This window comes from Microbacterium ginsengisoli (assembly GCF_000956535.1).
Taxonomy (GTDB): Bacteria; Actinomycetota; Actinomycetes; order Actinomycetales; family Microbacteriaceae; genus Microbacterium; species Microbacterium ginsengisoli.
Genome location: NZ_JYIY01000080.1, coordinates 138,962 through 155,181, shown reverse-complemented (window position 1 = coordinate 155,181; position 16,220 = coordinate 138,962). Strand labels below are relative to the sequence as shown.

At 70.0% G+C, this 16,220-nt stretch carries 21 protein-coding genes; 7 read left to right on the top strand and 14 right to left on the bottom strand.

All coding sequences use genetic code 11. The features are described 5' to 3' along the window. On the bottom strand, positions 1 to 642 hold the full coding sequence (locus RR49_RS14060; protein WP_045248705.1) for a DUF1345 domain-containing protein: 642 nt from the start codon (positions 640 to 642) through the stop codon (positions 1 to 3). Between the two features lie 119 nt (positions 643 to 761). Here RR49_RS14060 and RR49_RS14055 point away from each other — a divergent pair, with 119 nt between their 5' ends. After that, positions 762 to 2,228, top strand: a complete 1,467-nt coding sequence (locus RR49_RS14055) for a DHA2 family efflux MFS transporter permease subunit (RefSeq protein WP_045248704.1) — start codon at positions 762 to 764, stop codon at positions 2,226 to 2,228. Between the two features lie 62 nt (positions 2,229 to 2,290). On the opposite strand, the gene RR49_RS16200 is transcribed toward RR49_RS14055, so the two are convergent. The 3 genes from RR49_RS16200 to RR49_RS15520 are packed head-to-tail and all read right to left on the bottom strand — an operon-like array spanning position 2,291 to position 3,320. After that, complete coding sequence (locus RR49_RS16200; RefSeq protein ID WP_273204901.1) at positions 2,291 to 2,422, bottom strand: hypothetical protein; 132 nt, start codon at positions 2,420 to 2,422, stop codon at positions 2,291 to 2,293. Positions 2,423 to 2,460: 38 nt separating this feature from the next. Continuing rightward, the gene (crcB, locus tag RR49_RS14050) at positions 2,461 to 2,841 is read right to left on the bottom strand and encodes a fluoride efflux transporter CrcB (protein ID WP_045248703.1); all 381 of its coding nucleotides are present in this window, start codon (positions 2,839 to 2,841) and stop codon (positions 2,461 to 2,463) included. Further along, a complete protein-coding gene (locus RR49_RS15520) occupies positions 2,838 to 3,320 on the bottom strand; it encodes a fluoride efflux transporter FluC (protein ID WP_048808840.1) in 483 nt (160 codons plus the stop codon). The genes crcB and RR49_RS15520 overlap by 4 nt, the downstream gene beginning before the upstream one ends. A gap of 196 nt (positions 3,321 to 3,516) precedes the next feature. On the opposite strand from RR49_RS15520, the gene adhP reads away from it, so the two are divergent. The 3 genes from adhP to RR49_RS14030 all read left to right on the top strand — a co-directional run bounded on the left by adhP (position 3,517) and on the right by RR49_RS14030 (position 5,725). After that, the gene (gene adhP, locus RR49_RS14040) at positions 3,517 to 4,587 is read left to right on the top strand and encodes an alcohol dehydrogenase AdhP (RefSeq protein ID WP_048808839.1); all 1,071 of its coding nucleotides are present in this window, start codon (positions 3,517 to 3,519) and stop codon (positions 4,585 to 4,587) included. Positions 4,588 to 4,657: 70 nt separating this feature from the next. Beyond that, positions 4,658 to 5,008, top strand: a complete 351-nt coding sequence (locus RR49_RS14035) for a hypothetical protein (RefSeq protein WP_045248702.1) — start codon at positions 4,658 to 4,660, stop codon at positions 5,006 to 5,008. Positions 5,009 to 5,215: 207 nt separating this feature from the next. Continuing rightward, positions 5,216 to 5,725, top strand: coding sequence for a hypothetical protein (locus tag RR49_RS14030; RefSeq protein ID WP_211255168.1), 510 nt, complete (start codon positions 5,216 to 5,218; stop codon positions 5,723 to 5,725). A 17-nt stretch (positions 5,726 to 5,742) separates the two neighbouring features. Here RR49_RS14030 and RR49_RS14025 read toward each other — a convergent pair whose 3' ends face one another. The 5 genes from RR49_RS14025 to RR49_RS14005 all read right to left on the bottom strand — a co-directional run bounded on the left by RR49_RS14025 (position 5,743) and on the right by RR49_RS14005 (position 9,357). After that, positions 5,743 to 6,084 carry a YchJ family protein gene (locus tag RR49_RS14025; protein WP_048808838.1) on the bottom strand — a complete coding sequence of 114 codons (342 nt, stop codon included), beginning with the start codon at positions 6,082 to 6,084 and terminating at the stop codon, positions 5,743 to 5,745. 2 nt (positions 6,085 to 6,086) lie between these two features. Beyond that, positions 6,087 to 6,653 carry an alpha/beta fold hydrolase gene (locus RR49_RS14020; protein ID WP_045248700.1) on the bottom strand — a complete coding sequence of 189 codons (567 nt, stop codon included), beginning with the start codon at positions 6,651 to 6,653 and terminating at the stop codon, positions 6,087 to 6,089. Positions 6,654 to 6,873: 220 nt separating this feature from the next. Then, positions 6,874 to 7,947 carry a redox-regulated ATPase YchF gene (gene ychF, locus RR49_RS14015; RefSeq protein WP_045248699.1) on the bottom strand — a complete coding sequence of 358 codons (1,074 nt, stop codon included), beginning with the start codon at positions 7,945 to 7,947 and terminating at the stop codon, positions 6,874 to 6,876. Positions 7,948 to 7,958: 11 nt separating this feature from the next. After that, a complete protein-coding gene (locus RR49_RS14010; RefSeq protein ID WP_045248698.1) occupies positions 7,959 to 8,597 on the bottom strand; it encodes a dihydrofolate reductase family protein in 639 nt (212 codons plus the stop codon). Between the two features lie 7 nt (positions 8,598 to 8,604). Continuing rightward, the gene (locus RR49_RS14005; RefSeq protein ID WP_045248697.1) at positions 8,605 to 9,357 is read right to left on the bottom strand and encodes a class I SAM-dependent methyltransferase; all 753 of its coding nucleotides are present in this window, start codon (positions 9,355 to 9,357) and stop codon (positions 8,605 to 8,607) included. Positions 9,358 to 9,459: 102 nt separating this feature from the next. Between RR49_RS14005 and RR49_RS14000 the strand changes: the two genes are divergently transcribed. Both RR49_RS14000 and RR49_RS13995 read left to right on the top strand, forming a co-directional pair. Then, positions 9,460 to 10,047 (top strand): exonuclease domain-containing protein, encoded by a 588-nt coding sequence (locus RR49_RS14000; protein WP_045248696.1) that lies wholly within the window; start codon positions 9,460 to 9,462, stop codon positions 10,045 to 10,047. A 31-nt stretch (positions 10,048 to 10,078) separates the two neighbouring features. After that, a complete protein-coding gene (locus tag RR49_RS13995) occupies positions 10,079 to 11,263 on the top strand; it encodes a DNA recombination protein RmuC (protein WP_045248695.1) in 1,185 nt (394 codons plus the stop codon). 45 nt (positions 11,264 to 11,308) lie between these two features. On the opposite strand, the gene RR49_RS13990 is transcribed toward RR49_RS13995, so the two are convergent. Together RR49_RS13990 and glpX are read right to left on the bottom strand one after the other, a co-directional pair. Next, a complete protein-coding gene (locus RR49_RS13990; protein WP_045248694.1) occupies positions 11,309 to 11,530 on the bottom strand; it encodes a hypothetical protein in 222 nt (73 codons plus the stop codon). Positions 11,531 to 11,641: 111 nt separating this feature from the next. Continuing rightward, the gene (gene glpX / locus RR49_RS13985) at positions 11,642 to 12,631 is read right to left on the bottom strand and encodes a class II fructose-bisphosphatase (RefSeq protein ID WP_045248693.1); all 990 of its coding nucleotides are present in this window, start codon (positions 12,629 to 12,631) and stop codon (positions 11,642 to 11,644) included. A gap of 158 nt (positions 12,632 to 12,789) precedes the next feature. Here glpX and fbaA point away from each other — a divergent pair, with 158 nt between their 5' ends. Then, complete coding sequence (fbaA, locus tag RR49_RS13980) at positions 12,790 to 13,821, top strand: class II fructose-bisphosphate aldolase (protein WP_045248692.1); 1,032 nt, start codon at positions 12,790 to 12,792, stop codon at positions 13,819 to 13,821. 147 nt (positions 13,822 to 13,968) lie between these two features. Here the strand turns inward: fbaA and RR49_RS13975 are convergent, their stop codons facing one another. Genes RR49_RS13975 through RR49_RS13965 form a run of 3 tightly spaced genes read right to left on the bottom strand, consistent with a single transcriptional unit; the run spans position 13,969 to position 16,176 of the window. Next, positions 13,969 to 14,541 (bottom strand): MOSC domain-containing protein, encoded by a 573-nt coding sequence (locus tag RR49_RS13975; RefSeq protein ID WP_048808837.1) that lies wholly within the window; start codon positions 14,539 to 14,541, stop codon positions 13,969 to 13,971. Between the two features lie 11 nt (positions 14,542 to 14,552). Then, entirely contained in the window at positions 14,553 to 15,146 is a 594-nt protein-coding gene (locus RR49_RS13970; RefSeq protein WP_045248691.1) for a DUF6264 family protein, read from the bottom strand. Then, positions 15,139 to 16,176, bottom strand: coding sequence for a 4-hydroxy-3-methylbut-2-enyl diphosphate reductase (locus tag RR49_RS13965; protein ID WP_045248742.1), 1,038 nt, complete (start codon positions 16,174 to 16,176; stop codon positions 15,139 to 15,141). Before RR49_RS13965 ends, RR49_RS13970 begins: the two co-directional genes overlap by 8 nt. Positions 16,177 to 16,220 lie beyond the last annotated feature (44 nt).

The window sequence follows — 16,220 nt, the reverse complement described above, 5'->3', positions numbered from 1 at the left end:
TCACCCGAGGCTCGAGACGAGGTTGATGACCGTCGCGAGGATCACGGCGCCGAAGAGGTAGGCGAGCATGGTCTGCGCGATCACGATGCGCCGCACCTCGTTGGTCGTCACGTTGGTGTCGGCGACCTGGTAGGTCATGCCGAGCCCGAAGGCGAAGTACGCGAAGTCGGTGTACATCGGCGGCTCCTCCTGATTGAACTGGATGCCGCCGATCGGCTCGGTGTAGTAGACGTGCGCGACCCGCAGCATGTAGTCCACCTGGATGAGCAGCCAGGATGCCGCGACGCTGACGACGCTGATGCCGGCAAGGGCCAACGCCTCCCACCCGCTGGCATTGCGTGCCTCGACCACGACCACGCCGACGGCGCCCAGGCTGACGAGGCTGCCGACGACGGCGATCAGCCGGGCCGTGCGTCGACCCGGGTCCTCGGCCGTCGCGTGCGCTCGGGTGTCCGCGGCATCCATCGACCACGTCGCGACCAGCACCCAGGTCGTCTGCACGATGGCGAGCACCGCCCAGGCCGAGAGGATGCCGGCCGCCCACCCCTGCAACAGGCCCACGACGATCCCTCCCGCCAGGCCCGCGACGATCGACACGACCGCCCGCACCCGCACCGAGGCGAGCTGTCGTGAATCTGCCATGCACTCATCGTGCCACCAGTCGGGAATGGGATGTCTGTGACCACCGTTACGCTCATCACACGCCCGTCGCACTCTCGACGATGACGTCCCCGCCCACAGCCCCGAGACGAGGAACGCCCATGGCATCCACCGACACCATCCCCTCCGCACCGGCATCCATTACGCCTCAGGCGCAGCGCGTCATCTGGCTGCTCCTGGGTGCCGCGTTCGTGGCGATCCTCAACGAGACCACGATGGGCGTGGCGATCGACCACCTCATCGACGACCTCTCGATCACGGCGTCCGCCGCACAGTGGCTGACGACCGCCTTCATGCTCACGATGGCCGTGGTCATCCCGATCACCGGCTTCCTGCTGCGCCGTCTGACGACACGTGTGATCTTCGTGACGGCGATGAGTCTCTTCTCGCTCGGCACCCTGGTCGCCTTCCTCGCTCCCGGTTTCGAGGTGCTGCTGGTCGCACGCGTCATTCAGGCGTCCGGCACGGCGATCATGATGCCGCTGCTCATGACGACGCTCATGACCGTCGTGCCGGCGCACGAGCGCGGTCGCATGATGGGTCGCGTCAGCATCGTCATGGCGCTTGCGCCCGCCCTCGGCCCGACTCTGGCTGGAGTCATCCTCGACACGCTCGGCTGGCGCTGGATCTTCGGCGTCGTGCTGCCGATCGCGATCGTCGCACTCGTCGTCGGCGCGCTGTGGATCCGCAACGTCGGCGAGCAGTCGCACGCCCGCATCGACGCCCTGTCTGTCGTGCTGTCGGCGTTCGGCTTCGGCGGCCTCGTCTACGGCCTCAGCCAGATCGGCGGCGAGGGCGGGGCGGCATCGAGCCCGTCGGCCACCCTGTGGATCTCGCTGATCGTCGGCGTCGTGGCGCTCACGCTGCTCGTGCTGCGCCAGCTGCGTCTGCAGCGCGACGATCGGGCTCTGCTCGACCTGCGCGTCTTCAGCTACCGCAACTTCACGATCTCGCTCCTGCAGTTCACGATCCTCTCCTTCGCGTTCTTCGGCGCGATCACGGTGCTGCCGCTCTACCTGCAGCGCGCCGTCGGCGCCGATGCGCTCACCACGGGACTCCTGCTGCTGCCGGGCTCCTTGCTGATGGGACTCACCGGTCCGCTGATCGGCGCGATCTACGACAAGTGGGGCACCCGCGTTCTGCTGATCCCGGGCGCGCTGATCGTGATCGCCGTGCTGTGGGGCCTGACCTTCGTCGACGCGAACACCTCCATCTGGGTGCTGCTGCCCATCATCACGGTGATGTTCGTCGGCCTCGCACTGTCGTTCCCGCCGCTGTTCACCGCGTCGCTCGGGTCTCTCCCGCCGCACCTCTACGCCTATGGCAGTGCGATCCTCTCGACCGTGCAGCAGGTCGCCGGCGCCGCGGGTGTCGCGGTGCTGGTCACCCTGATGGCGACGTCCACCGCGAACGCGTCGGCCAACGGAGCATCGCCGAACGAGGCGTGGGCGTCGGGCACGCACACGGCGTTTGTCTTCGCGGCGGTGGTGTCGATTCTCACGATCGTGGGCGCGCTTATGGTGCGCAAGCCGGCCGACACGATCGAGATGCCGGGCGTCGGGCACTGACCTGCGAGTGATCGCACAGATGCCGACCCGGGTCACCGGGTCGGCATCGTCGTTCGGCGGTCTCAGCCGATGCTGCAGGAGCCACCGCAGCACGAAGGGGCTGCGTCGGCGTCGCCGAGAAGACTGAGGAACTGCGGCCCGGGGGTCGCGGCATCCGTCCCGGTGTCGTCAGAAGACGTCTGCGTCGTGGACATCGCTCCATCGTACGACTGTTGCGGGCCTCGGGCTCCGCTCACACGAGCGCGCCGAGCACCGCGCCGAGCGCCGCGCCCGCGACGCAGGCGACCAATTGGCCGAACGCTGCCGCGAGGCTCCATCCCCATCGACGCTGCTGCGCGAGGCGCACTGTCTCGAAGCTCGCCGTGCTGAACGTCGTGTAGCCCCCGAGAAGCCCGGTGCCGCCGATCATGCTCACCTCGACCGGCAGGACGCGCCCTGCGGCGGCCGCCACGACGAACCCGAGCACGAACGAGCCCGTGACGTTGATGACAGACGTGCCGAGCGGATAGGGATGCCGCCACCGTGCCTTGACCGCGCCGTCGACGACGAAACGCAGCGCCGCTCCGACGCCTCCGGCAGCCATCGTCGCGACCCACAGCCAAATGACGGTCATGCGCGGGCCCTCCGCATGATCGCCGCCCCCGCGGCGATGCCGAGGATCGACGCGGCGCCACCCACCACGACCGTCACTGCGCCATAGACGAGGCTCGCGGTCAGATCGGTGTGCAGCAGCCCCTCGGCACCGACGGCGAAGGTGCTGTAGGTCGTGTAGCCGCCCAGCACGCCCGTGCCGACGAAGAGACGGATGCCGCGCCGCACCCCCGTGTCGTCGCCGCGACGCACGAGCACCTCGAGCAGCAGTCCCAGCACGAAGGCACCGGTCACGTTGATGACGAGAATGCCGAAGGGGATGCCCCACTCCACCGGGATGGCGGCGGACACGACGAGGCGGACCCCCGTGCCGATCGCGCCGCCGAGCGCCACCAGACCGACCGCGGCGGGGCGCAGGTGAAGCGGCCTCGGGACGACCTCGATGTCGTCGGTGTCGGGATCGAGCGGAAGCTCGCTGTGGCTGTCGCGCTGCGAACTCACTCGCCCTCCGGTTCCCGGCCGGACGGCCGATCCGCCCAATCTACGCCCGTCACCACCGCCCCTCGCGCACGAACCTCGGCCGCAACATGCGGCAACGGCATGCAACGGGCCCCGGCGTAGCGTCGACAGCGCGACGGGGATCACGGAACCTCGGAAGGGGTCCGGGGCCGTTCCCCGACACGAAGGAGTGATGACGATGTCGATTCTCACCGACGCCCGTCCGAACCTCGATCGCGGCACCGTGCCCACCGGCACCATGCGCGCCGCGGTGGTCACGACCTCCGGCGAACCGCTGGTCGTCGAAGACGTGGCGATCCCGTCTCCGGGTCCCGGCCAGGCACTCGTGAAAGTGATCACGAGCGGCGTGTGCCACACCGACCTCCACGCGGCGCGCGGCGACTGGCCGGTCGCGCCGAAGGCGAATCTGATCCCGGGTCACGAAGGCTACGGCGAGGTCGTCGCACTGGGCGAGGGCGTGACATCCCTCTCGGTCGGCGACCGCGTGGGCAACGCGTGGCTGTGGAGCGCGTGCGGCGTGTGCGAGTACTGCCGCACCGGCTGGGAGACCCTCTGCCCTGAGCAGCAGAACGGCGGCTATTCCGTCGACGGCAGCTTCGGCGAGTACATGCTCGTCGACGAGCGGTTCGCCGCGCGAATTCCCGAGGGTTCCGACCCGTACGAGGTCGCGCCGATCCTGTGTGCGGGTGTCACGGTCTACAAGGGTCTGAAGATGACGGAGGTGAAGCCCGGCGAGTGGGTGGTGATCTCCGGAATCGGTGGTCTCGGCCACATCGCGGTTCAGTACGCCCGGGCGATGGGCATGCGCGTCGCTGCGGTCGACATCGACGAGGAGAAGCTCGCGCTCGCCCGCACCCACGGTGCCGAAGTCACCGTCAACGCGGCGACGACCGACCCGGGACCTGCCGTGCAGGAGCTCACCGGCGGCGCCCACGGCGTGCTGGTGACCGCTGTGCACCCGAAGGCGTTCGGTCAGGCACTCGGAATGGCCCGTCGCGGCGCGACCATCGTGTTCAACGGGCTTCCCCCGGGGGACTTCCCCGCGAACATCTTCGACATCGTGCTGCGGGCGATCACGATCCGTGGGTCGATCGTCGGCACGCGGCAGGACATGATCGAGGCCCTCGACTTCTACGCGCGCGGCGAGATCCACCCGACGATCGCCGTCGAGTCGCTCGACGACATCAACGAGGTGTTCGAGCGCATGGAGCAGGGCAAGATCGACGGCCGCATCGTCATGAAGTACTGACCGCGGCATCCGGTCGTGGGCGGGGTCGCGCGGCGGCCCCGCCCTTCCGCTGCCCGCCTACAGTGGCCAGGTGACCGACACTCCCCCGACCCGCTGGTGCCTCAGCCGACGCGACGGCGCGGTGTGCACGCGCGCCATCGGACACGCGGGGCTGCACAACCGGGCGGGCACGTCGCTGATGTGGTCGGATCGCGAGCAGGACGAGCCCGGATGCCGCGGCTCGGGCGCCACGGCGCAGCCTGCTCCCCGGCTCGACGATGGCTTTCCCGCAGGACGAGCCCTCTGCCCCGTCTGTCTCGGGTTCGTGCGCCTCACGGATTCCGGCGCGTTGTGGCGTCACGATGCCTTCCGCGGGGCACGGTCGGATCGCGAGGCGTCGAGGCGCGCGGACTGGTTCAACGCGTTCGGGTGGGAGGGGTGAGAACTTCGGCTATCGGCGCCCTATGGTGATGCTATGACGTCGTTCAGATCCGATTCTCGGCCGTTCGCTCTCCTTATCGTCGCGCTCGCGTCGGTCGCCGCCCTGAGCGGATGCAGTGGCGTATCCAGCGAACCGATCGCTTCGAACCCGACTACCTTCGCCTCGAGCCCAACCGCGAGTCCAATGGCGTCGCCGTCCGCCCGTCCGGTGGCCGGGAAGATCGAGCTCAGCCGCACGGAACTCACTGTCAGCTCTACCAGCGGCGCCTCACTCGCAACCGCCTCGTTCACGGACTGCGCGTCAGTCGAAGCCATCGCAACGCAGTACCTCGGCGCTCAGAAGCGCACCCCTCAGCCGAGCCCGTTTTCGGGCACGGTCGTCACATGGTCCGGCGTCGCGCTGGCGCTCAACGACCACGGGACGTGTTCGATGCAATTCTCTGCCGCCGCCTCCAACGGCCTCGTCCTCACGACACCCGACGGAGTAAGCGTCGGTGACACGGTCACGCACGTCGTCGCGGCGGGCGGAATCAGCGACTACACGTACGGCAACGGCACGGACACATTCGAGAGTTTCGCCTTCGACGCCGTCCCCGTCGATGGCACGACGTCGCTCACCCATCCCGGACAGGTAGGAAAGGCCTTCTTGGGCGTGGAGACCAAGAACGGCCGAGTGCAGTACATCGACTCCAACGGGAACGACTACTCGGACATCTGACAAGACGTGCCGATCCCTCACCCAGCGAAGAGATCTCCGTCGATGTAGAACCAGCGTTCGCCGTCGCGAACGAAGCGTGACCGCTCGTGCAGCACGCCGAGGGTGCCATCCGCGTCAACGTAGGTGGCGCGGAACTCGACGACACCGTGTGCGTCGTCCGGGCCGCCCGCGACGGTGTCGACGATCTGCAGCCCGCGCCAGCGGGGCGAGTCGTCGAGGTCGAGCACGTCGGGCACGGTCGACGGATGCCACGTACGCACCAGCCACGCGGCATCCCGATCACGAAACGCGGCGAAGCGCGATCGCATCAGCTCCTCCGCCGTGCGCGGTTCGATCCGGCCGGCCGGGGCGTCGGTCACCGTCAGTCCCAGTCGAGGTAGTCCTCGATCGCCCACGAGGTGGCGCCGACGTGTGTGGTGGGGAACATGTCGCCGCCGCCTTCGACCGGCACGACGCTCACGAGGCCCGGGGCCTGCGCGCGCAGCGCCTCGCCGTTGGCCACGGGAGTGACGGTGTCCGCGGTGCCCTGGATGACGAGCACCGGCACACCGTCGGCCGGGGCGGGCAGGTCGCCGTCCTCGACGCCGAGCAGCAGCACGCCGTTCACGCGGTCATGGTGGTCGAGGGCAACGAAGCGGGCGACGGTGCCACCGTCGCGATGCCCGCCGATCCAGGCGTGGTCGATCGCGAGGTGGTCGAGCAGGTCGACGACATCCTGCGCGCGGTCAGTCGGGGCCGCCGCATCCGCGTCGTGACGGGCGCCGATGCGCACGACACGGAAGTCCTCGGTGGCGAGCGAGTGGCTGAGGGGGCTGAGGTAGTCGATCGTGAGGCCACGGGCCGCGATGAGCACGACGGCAGGCCCGACGCCTTCCTCGGCGAACGGGATGGCGCGCGCGTCGGGGTCGAAGGTCTGGGTGGCGGCCATGTCGAGGGTCCTCTCACGTCAGTTGCGCCGCGGAGCGCGACGTCGCCGATCGGCGATGTGCGGCGGTGAGTCCAGTCTCCCGGGCGGAGGCCAGACTCGCCAATCGCTGCGTCGCTGCGGGGTCGGGTGCGCGAGGGCGTCTCGGCGCGCCGTCGCGAGTCGGTGCGCCATCGTGCGGACAGAACCGCACCGGCGAGACGCCACTCCCGCCAGCCCCGCCTCAGTTGTTGAAGCGGAACTCCACGACGTCGCCGTCCTGCATGACGTATTCCTTGCCCTCGAGGCGGGCCTTGCCGCGCGAGCGCGCCTCGACGACCGACCCAGCGTCGAGCAGGTCCTGGAACGAGATCACCTCGGCCTTGATGAAGCCCTTCTCGAAGTCGGTGTGGATCACTCCGGCGGCCTGCGGGGCCTTCCAGCCCTTGCCGATCGTCCACGCGCGGGCCTCCTTCGGGCCCGCGGTCAGGTAGGTCTGCAGCCCGAGCGTGTCGAAGCCGACGCGCGCGAGCTGGTCGAGACCCGACTCGCTCTGACCGGTGGAGGCCAGCAGCTCCGCGGCATCCTCGGGGTCGAGGTCGATGAGCTCGGACTCGATCTTCGCGTCGAGGAACACCGCCTTCGCGGGGGCGACGAGTGCCGCGAGCTCGGCGAGACGGGCGGCATCCGTCAGCACCGACTCGTCGACGTTGAAGACGAAGATGAAGGGCTTGGCGGTGAGCAGTCCGAGTTCCTTGATGGGCGCGAGGTCGAGAGCGGATGCCGACAGCAGCACGCCGCGCTCGAGGGCGTCCTTCGCGGCGGTCGCGGCATCGAGCACACCGGGATCGGTCTTCTTGCTCTTGACCTCCTTCTCGATGCGCGGGATCGCCTTCTCGAGGGTCTGCAGGTCGGCGAGCATCAACTCGGCGCCGATCGTCTCGAGGTCGGCCTGCGGGTCGACCTTGCCGTCGACGTGCACGACGTCGGCGTCGGCGAAGCCGCGCACGACCTGCGCGATGGCGTCGGCCTCGCGGATATTCGCGAGGAACTGGTTGCCGAGCCCCTCCCCCTCGCTCGCTCCGCGCACGATGCCCGCGATGTCGACGAACGACACCGAGGCGGGCACGAGCCGCTCGCTGTGGAACACATCCGCGAGCTGCTGTAGGCGCACGTCGGGCAGGTTCACCACGCCCACGTTCGGCTCGATCGTCGCGAACGGGTAGTTCGCGGCGAGAACCTGGTTCTTGGTCAGGGCGTTGAAGAGGGTCGACTTGCCGACGTTCGGGAGTCCGACGATTCCGATGGTGAGAGCCACGGGGGTTCAGTCTACGGGCGCGGATGCCGCGACTCGGCGGCATCGACCCGCCAGCGCATGAGCACGTTGCCGCTTCCGGTCCACGTGCGGGTCTCGAGCAGCTTCAGCGCGACGGCCGGCTTGGCATCGAAGAGCGGCACGCCGGTGCCCGCGATGAGCGGGAAGGTGACGAGGTGCAGCTCGTCGACGAGACCGGCGTGCATCAGGTCGTTCCACAGCAGCCGCGACAGCAGCACGAGGATGCCGCGCCCGTCCCGCCGCTTCAGTGCGGCGACCTCCGCACGGGCCTCGGCCCGACGCACCACCCGCGCCTGCGGATGATCGGCGAGGTCCGCCTCGGACACGGTGTCGGAGACGATGACCACCTCGATCGTACGGATGAGCGCAGCGAACTCCCGCCGGATCGCGGTGGCGGCGGCATCCGATTCGACCGACCGCCAGTACGCGAGGTTCTGCAGCGCCGAGCGCCGTCCCGCGAGCAGCAGGGTGTCGCTGGCCCGCATGAGCGCGGTCGTGTAGTGGTCGAACGTGTCGGCGCCCGCGTAGTCGGGGTGCTGGTGCGCGAAGAACGAGGCGATGTCGTGCGTGTCGTCTTCGTAGCGCCCGTCGACGGTCACGAAGTTGCAGACGGTGAGTGGGCGGCCGTTCATCGTGCGCTCACGGCCGTCGCGCGCGGAACGCGTGAGTGCGGTACGGAAGGTCGATGGTGCCGCCCGCGGCGAGCTCGGGACGCTCGGCGAGCACCGCGGCGAAGCGCTCCTCGATGGCCCCGCGATCGGCCGGGCTGGCAGTGATGATGTAGCTGCGCGAGCGCATCATCGCCCACAGCTGCTCGGCGGTCATCGGCCGAGCCCAGTCCCACACCTCGGATTCGAGATCGTCGAACGGCGCCTCGACCGTGGGGCCGCCGGCATCCATCATGTTCTCGGCGTTCGAGCCGTGCATCACCTCGGTCATGCGACGTACCCACGGGTCGCGATCGTCGCGCAGGTTCCACACCAGTCCGAGCACACCTCCGGAGCGCAGCACCCGACCGATCTCGGCCGAGGCGGGCCCGACGTCGACCCAGTGCCAGGCCTGCCCCAGGACGACGGCGTCGACGGATGCCGCGGGCAGCGGCAGCTGCTCGGCGGAGCCGACGAACGTGGGAACCCCGGGGACGGTGTCACGCAGCTGGGCGAGCATCGCCGGATCGGGGTCGATCGCGACGACCTCGGCGCGACCGGCCGCGACGACGCGGGTGAGCTTCCCGGTGCCGGCGCCGACGTCGGCGACGCGCAGCGGGCGGTCGCCGTCGAGCGCGGGCTCGAGCATCCACCCGACCGCCTGCCACGGATAGTCGGGTCGCCCGGCCTCATAGGTCCCCGCCACCGCACCGAACGAGGTCGACATCTGGTCTCTGCCTGCCATGTCTGCGACCCTACGCCGGGGGCACGACGGCCGCAGCGCGACATCCGCCCGTCGTCGGCGTGGCGCACCGGACGTCCCGGCGCGCGGGCGCACGGTAGGAGCGTGGCCCTGGACTTCACCGCGATCGACTTCGAGACGGCGAACTCCTCCAGTGCGTCGGCGTGCGCCGTCGGGCTCGCACGCGTGCGCAACGGACGCATCGTCGAGACCGCGGGCTGGCTGATCCGCCCGCCCGCCGGCCACGACCGGTTCTTCGAGATCAACGTGGGCATCCACGGCATCCACCCCGACGATGTCGAGAGCGCGCCGACCTGGACCGAGCAGCTGCCCGCTCTCGCGCGCTTCACGGGCGACGACATGCTGGTCGCACACAACGCGGGCTTCGACATGGCGGTCATCCGGCGGGCCTGCGAGGCCACCGGTGACGCGTGCCCTCCGGCGCGCTACGCCTGCAGCGTGCAGGTCGCGCGCCGCGTCTACGACCTGCCGTCGTACCGTCTCCCGGCGGTCGCCGACGCGGCCGGGTTCGGCCCATTCCCCCACCACGACGCGACAGCGGATGCCGCGGCCTGCGCGCACATCATGATCGACGCCGCCCGACGCCTCGGCGCCGGCGACATCGACGAGCTCGCCGCGCTCGCGGGCGTGCGCATCGGCACCCTCGCCGAGCCCGCCGCCGTCGCCGCCTGACGATGTCGGCACCCTCCCCCACACTGTGACCATGGATGCCGCCACCGTCGTGATCGCGATCGTCGCCTCCGTGATCGGCGCGGTCGTCGCGTGGGCCGTGGCATCCGCCCGGTATGCCCGCGCCCAGAGCGACCAGCGGGCGCGGGTGGCAGCGGCGGAGGCCGCCACCGCGGCAGCGCGGGAGGAGCTCGCACACGCGCGCGCCGAACTCGAGACGCGCGACGATCGCGAGCGCCGTGACCAGTCGGTGCTGCGCGCGCTCGCGCCGGTCAGCGAGACGCTGCACGTGATGCGGCGCCGGGTCGACGAGCTCGAGCGGGAGCGTCAGACGCAATACGGCTCCCTGGCCGAGCAGCTGCGCCGCGCACAGGAATCGGATGAGGCGCTGCGCGCGACGACCGAGTCGCTCGCGAGCGCGCTGCGCTCGGGCGCCACACGCGGCGTCTGGGGCGAGACGCAGCTGCGTCGCGTCGTCGAGGCAGCGGGCCTCACCCGCCACGTCGACTTCGACCTGCAGAGTCCGCTGTCCTCGGATGCCGGTGCGGGCCGTCCCGACATGGTGGTGCGCCTCCCCGGCGGCAAGGCCCTCGCCCTCGACGCCAAGGTTCCGCTCGACGCCTACCTCGAGGCATCCGCGATCGCGCTCACCGCGACCGGCGACGACGGCGAACGCCGCCGCACGCTCATGACGCGGCACGCCCGCGCGGTGCGCGCCCACGTCGACGCCCTGGCGAAGAAGGCATATTGGGCGGGCCTCGACGCGAGCCCCGAGTTCGTCATCTGCTTTCTGCCGAGCGAGTCTCTGCTGGCCTCGGCCCTCGATGAAGACCCCGCCCTGCTCGACTACGCGTTCACCAGACGGGTCGCGCTCGCGTCGCCCGTGAACCTGTGGGCGGTGCTGAAGACGGTCGCCTTCACCTGGACGCAGCAGGAGGTCTCCGCCGAGGCACGCACCCTGTTCGACCTGGGATCGCAGCTCTACGAGCGGCTCGGCGGTCTCGCCGGGCACGCCGACTCGCTCCGCCGAGCCCTCGAGCGCACTGTCGACGCCTACAACGGTTTCGCCGGTTCGCTCGAGTCGCGGGTGCTCGTGACAGCGCGCAGGTTCCCCGGGATCGACGAGACCAAGCGCGACGCCGTCATCGCACCGGCACCGATCGAGAAGTCGCCGCGTCGGCTCACCGCACCCGAACTGCTCGCGGCGATCGACGACTGACGGCGCCCGCCGAAGCGACCGTCCGAGCAGCTGGCGACGAGTGGCTCAAGCTCCGCCGGGTACGAAGTTCATGAGCGCGATCACGATCGCCGAGATCACGACGAACGCGCCGATGGGCCACCACGCACTCATCTGCTCGCCCTCGGGGCGCCGCTTGCGCAGCAGCACGTCCGGGCGTCGCGCCGGGTCGACCGCGGCGGCGACGACCTTCATCGCACCTGTCTGCGGAGTCGCGGAATCGGGAGTGGAACCGGTGGGTGCCGACATCCTCTGTCCCTTCACGCAAGCCCGCCCGCGGGCGCGGGCGACGGTCTCATTCTGCCAGACCGCCGCCGCGGCACCGGGTCGTGTCGCCGTGGCAAACGTCGTCGAAGACCGTCAGAGCCACTTCGAGGTGAGGTGCTCCGAGGAGATGCGACGGAGGGTTCCCGATGCGCCGCGCAGCACGACGCTCTCGGTGTAGATGTGGTCGCCCTCGCGACGCACACCGCCGACGAGCTGGCCGTCGGTGACTCCGGTCGCCACGAAGATCGTGTTGTTTCCCTTGACCAGATCGTCGGCCTCGTAGACGAAATCGTCGAACTTGAGCCCGGCGTCGAGACCGCGCTGCTTCTCGTCGTCGTTGCGGGGCCAGAGGCGCCCCTGAATGTGGCCGCCGAGCGCCTTGATCGCGCAGGCCGTGACGATGCCCTCGGGGCTGCCGCCCACACCCACGCAGATGTCGGTGCGTGCGTTGTGCCGCGCCGCGTTGATGCCGCCGGCGACGTCGCCGTCCGACATGAGGCGGGTGCCCGCACCGGCCTCGCGGATCTCCTCGATGAGACGCTCGTGACGATCGCGGTGCAGCACCGAGACGACGATCTCCTCCACCGGCTTGCCGGTCGCCTTCGCGAGGCGGCGGATGTTCTCGCCGATGGGCAGGCGGATGTCGACGACGCCGACGCCGGCAGGACCCGTCACGAGCTTGTCCATGTAGAACACGCTCGACGCGTCGAGCATCGCGCCGCGGTCGGACACGGCGATGACCGACAGCGCGTTGTTGCGTCCCGCGGCCGTCAGCGACGTGCCGTCGATGGGATCGACGGCGACATCGCACTGCGGGCCGCGACCGGTGCCGACGTGCTCGCCGTTGAAGAGCATGGGGGCGTTGTCCTTCTCGCCCTCGCCGATGACGATGACGCCGTCGAAGTTGACGGTGCCGAGGAACGCGCGCATCGCGTCGACGGCGGCACCGTCGGCCGCTTCCTTCGCCCCGCGGCCGATGAACGGCACCGACCGGATGGCGGCGGCCTCGGTGGCACGGACGAGCTCGAGAGCCAGGTTTCGATCGGGATGCAGCGGGCTCATGTCCGCGGTCAGACTCACCATGGACGCCAGCCTATCGATCGAAGTGTGTCGAACCCCGCCGTTTTCGGCGCTTGAGCCCCGAAAGATCGCCGCTTCTTTCGCACGGCGGCGGAGCCGCGGCATCCGGGCCCCTTCGCTAGAGTTGCGCATGGAAACGACGCCTCACTCAAGGAGCCCCCATGCCCGTCGCCACCCCTGATCAGTACGCCGACATGCTCGACCGCGCGAAGGCCGGCGGCTTCGCGTACCCCGCGATCAACGTGTCGAGCTCGCAGACGATCAACGCCGTCCTCCAGGGCCTCGCCGAGGCGGGCTCCGACGGCATCCTCCAGGTGACCACCGGTGGCGCCGACTACTTCGCCGGCCAGACCGTCAAGGCCCGCGCCACCGGCGCACTGGCCTTCGCCAAGTACGTCACCGAGGTCGCCAAGAACTACGACATCACCGTCGCCCTGCACACCGACCACTGCCCGAAGGACGCGCTCCCCGGCTTCGTGCTGCCCCTTCTCGAGGCGTCCGAGGAAGAGGTGCGCGCCGGTCGCAACCCGATCTTCCAGTCCCACATGTGGGACGGCTCCGCGGTGCCCCTCGACGAGAACATCGACATCGCCGCCGAACTCCTCCCCCGCCTCAAGAACATCCACGCCATCCTCGAGATCGAGGTCGGCGTCGTCGGGGGCGAAGAGGACGGCGTCAAGCACGAGGGCACCAACGACGCGCTCTACACGACCGTGGGTGACGTCACCAAGGCCGTCGAGGCCCTCGGGCTCGGCGAGAAGGGCCGCTACATCTCGGCCCTGACCTTCGGCAACGTGCACGGCGTCTACAAGCCCGGCAACGTCAAGCTGCGCCCGGAGCTCCTCGGCGAGATCCAGGCCGGCATCGCCGAGAAGTTCGGCACCGGCCCCAAGCCGCTCGACCTCGTCTTCCACGGCGGCTCGGGCTCGACCCCCGAGGAGATCGCGCTCGCGGTCGCGAACGGCGTCGTGAAGATGAACATCGACACCGACACGCAGTACGCGTTCACCCGCTCGATCGCCGGCTACATGTTCTCCAACTACGACGGCGTGCTCAAGCTCGACGGCGAGGTGGGCAACAAGAAGGCCTACGACCCGCGCGCCTGGGGCAAGGTCGCCGAGTCGGCGATGGCCGTGCGCGTCGTCGAGGCCACGCAGCAGCTCGGTTCGGCGGGCAAGTCGCTCGGCGCCTGACACGTTCCCACGACGCCCCGCTCACTTCGGTGGGCGGGGCGTCGTCGCGTCTCCGGCTCCCCCCGTCGACGGTGCACGCATCCGTGCCCGTCGCCGCGGTGGGTCACGCTCCGGCGCCGAGCCGGGTGACCGCGGAGCGACCGGCCGTCAGAGAGCGGATGCCGCGGCTCGCGCGACGCCCGGAACCCCGTCGATCACGGTGGGGGCATCATCCGGCACCGACAGCACCGTGATCTCATCTCCGGCCGCGACCTCGCCCGGCGTGAGCACGCGCAGGTAGGGGCCGAGACGCCCCTCGCGGGTGAATCGCTTGACCCACCCGCGCTCGTCGTCACCGCCGACCCACCGCGCGAATGTCTGGCAGGGCTTGCGCGGCGACGTCACCTGTACTTCGAGGGTCGCGCCGATGCGCCAGACCTCGCCGACACGCGCGGCGTTGACATCCAGCCCCTCGACCCGCAGGTTCTCCCCGAAGAAGCCGGGCGCGAGCATTCGGCCGAGCTCGCCCTCCCAGAACCGCGCGTCTTCTTCGGCATAGACGTAGACGGCCTGGTCGAGGCCGCCATGATGCTTGCGGTCCGCCTGCACGTCGGCGTAGACGCCGTAAGGACCCACCTTCATGGGGCCCTCGACGGGCCGCTTGTCGATCGCCGTCACGCCCACCGTGCCCGCATCGGGACGCAGGTCGTGCACGACGCAGACGGCGATGACGCGAGGCATGGCGGTCTCCCTCAGGTGGCGGTCGAACTCGGCGCGATGACGCCGACGCTCTGGATGGCGGTGAGGAAGGCCGGGTCCGACAGCAGCGGCACGACGACCAGGAACGACGCGAGGATGTTGATCACGGCTCCCGCGACGAGCGGGATCCAGAAGGCGAGACGCCCCGAACGTGTCACGGCCCAGGAGAGCACGAACGTGGCGAGCCAACCGACCCCGAGCACGACGGCGGCGGCGATGCCCCACGCGCGACCCGACGCGGGCACCGGAAGGTCCGATCGCAGACCCATGACCTGCGAGAGCGTACTGACGAAACCGGTGAAGTCGACGAACTGCGGAATGGCGCTCAGCACGGTGACCAGCCCGTAGCCGAGCAGCACGAAGGTCGCGACGCGGTCGATGAGTCGAGGCCGCCGCACCGCCGCGCCGCTGACCGGCGCCGGGGGCGGAAGGACGGGAGGCGCGGCCGGCGGCGGCGGCGCGATGCCGTCCGACAGGTGGTCGGTGACGGAGGGCTGACGGATGCGGGCGCGCTGTTCCTCGGGCGTGGCGTACTCGCCGAACTGCGGGCGCGGGCGCTCCTCGGGGGACTCCTGCGGGTCACTCACGGCCGGATCGCCCTCCCAGCGCCCGGGCGTCGCGGCGACCCGTGGCATCCTGACGCAGTTCCTTCGGCAGCGAGAACAGCAGGTCCTCCTCGGCCGTACGCACCTCTTCGACGTCGGAGTAGCCGGCGCCCGACAACTCGTCGAGCACCTCCTGCACGAGCACCTCGGGAACGGAAGCCCCGCTGGTCACCCCGACGGTCGCGACGCCGTCGAGCCACTCCTGCTGCACCTCCGACGCGTAGTCGACGCGGTACGCCGCCTTCGCGCCGTGCTCGAGGGCGACCTCGACCAGCCGCACGCTGTTCGACGAATTGGCCGATCCGACGACGATCACGAGGTCCGCGCCCTGCGCGACCTTCTTGATGGCGACCTGGCGGTTCTGGGTGGCGTAGCAGATGTCGTCCGACGGCGGATCCTGCAGCTCGGGGAAGCGCTCGCGCAGACGCCGCACGGTCTCCATCGTCTCGTCGACCGACAGCGTCGTCTGCGACAGCCACACGACCTTCGACGGGTCGCGCACCTCGACGGTGGCGGCGTCGGCGGGCGAGTTCACGATCGTCACGTGGTCGGGCGCCTCTCCGGCGGTCCCCTCGACCTCCTCGTGACCGGTGTGGCCGATCAGCAGGATCTCGAAGTCGTCGCGCGCGAACCGCACCGCCTCGCGGTGCACCTTGGTGACCAGCGGGCAGGTCGCGTCGATCGCGACGAGACCGCGATCGGATGCCGCGTTCACCACGGCGGGCGACACACCGTGCGCGCTGAAGACGACGTGCGCCCCCTCGGGCACCGCGTCGACCTCGTCGACGAAGATCGCCCCCTTGCTCTCGAGCTCGCGCACCACATGGATGTTGTGCACGATCTGCTTGCGCACGTAGACCGGGGCGCCGAACCGCTCGAGCGCCTTCTCGACGGCCACGACGGCGCGGTCGACACCCGCGCAGTAGCCGCGCGGGGCGGCGAGCAGCACCTTCTTGACGCCGTCGACCGGGTTATCCTGAAGGCGCCCGCGACGGCCCGGAACACGGGGCACAGGCAGGGAGACGGCGGCGGAGGTCACCCGTCGAGTCTAATGAT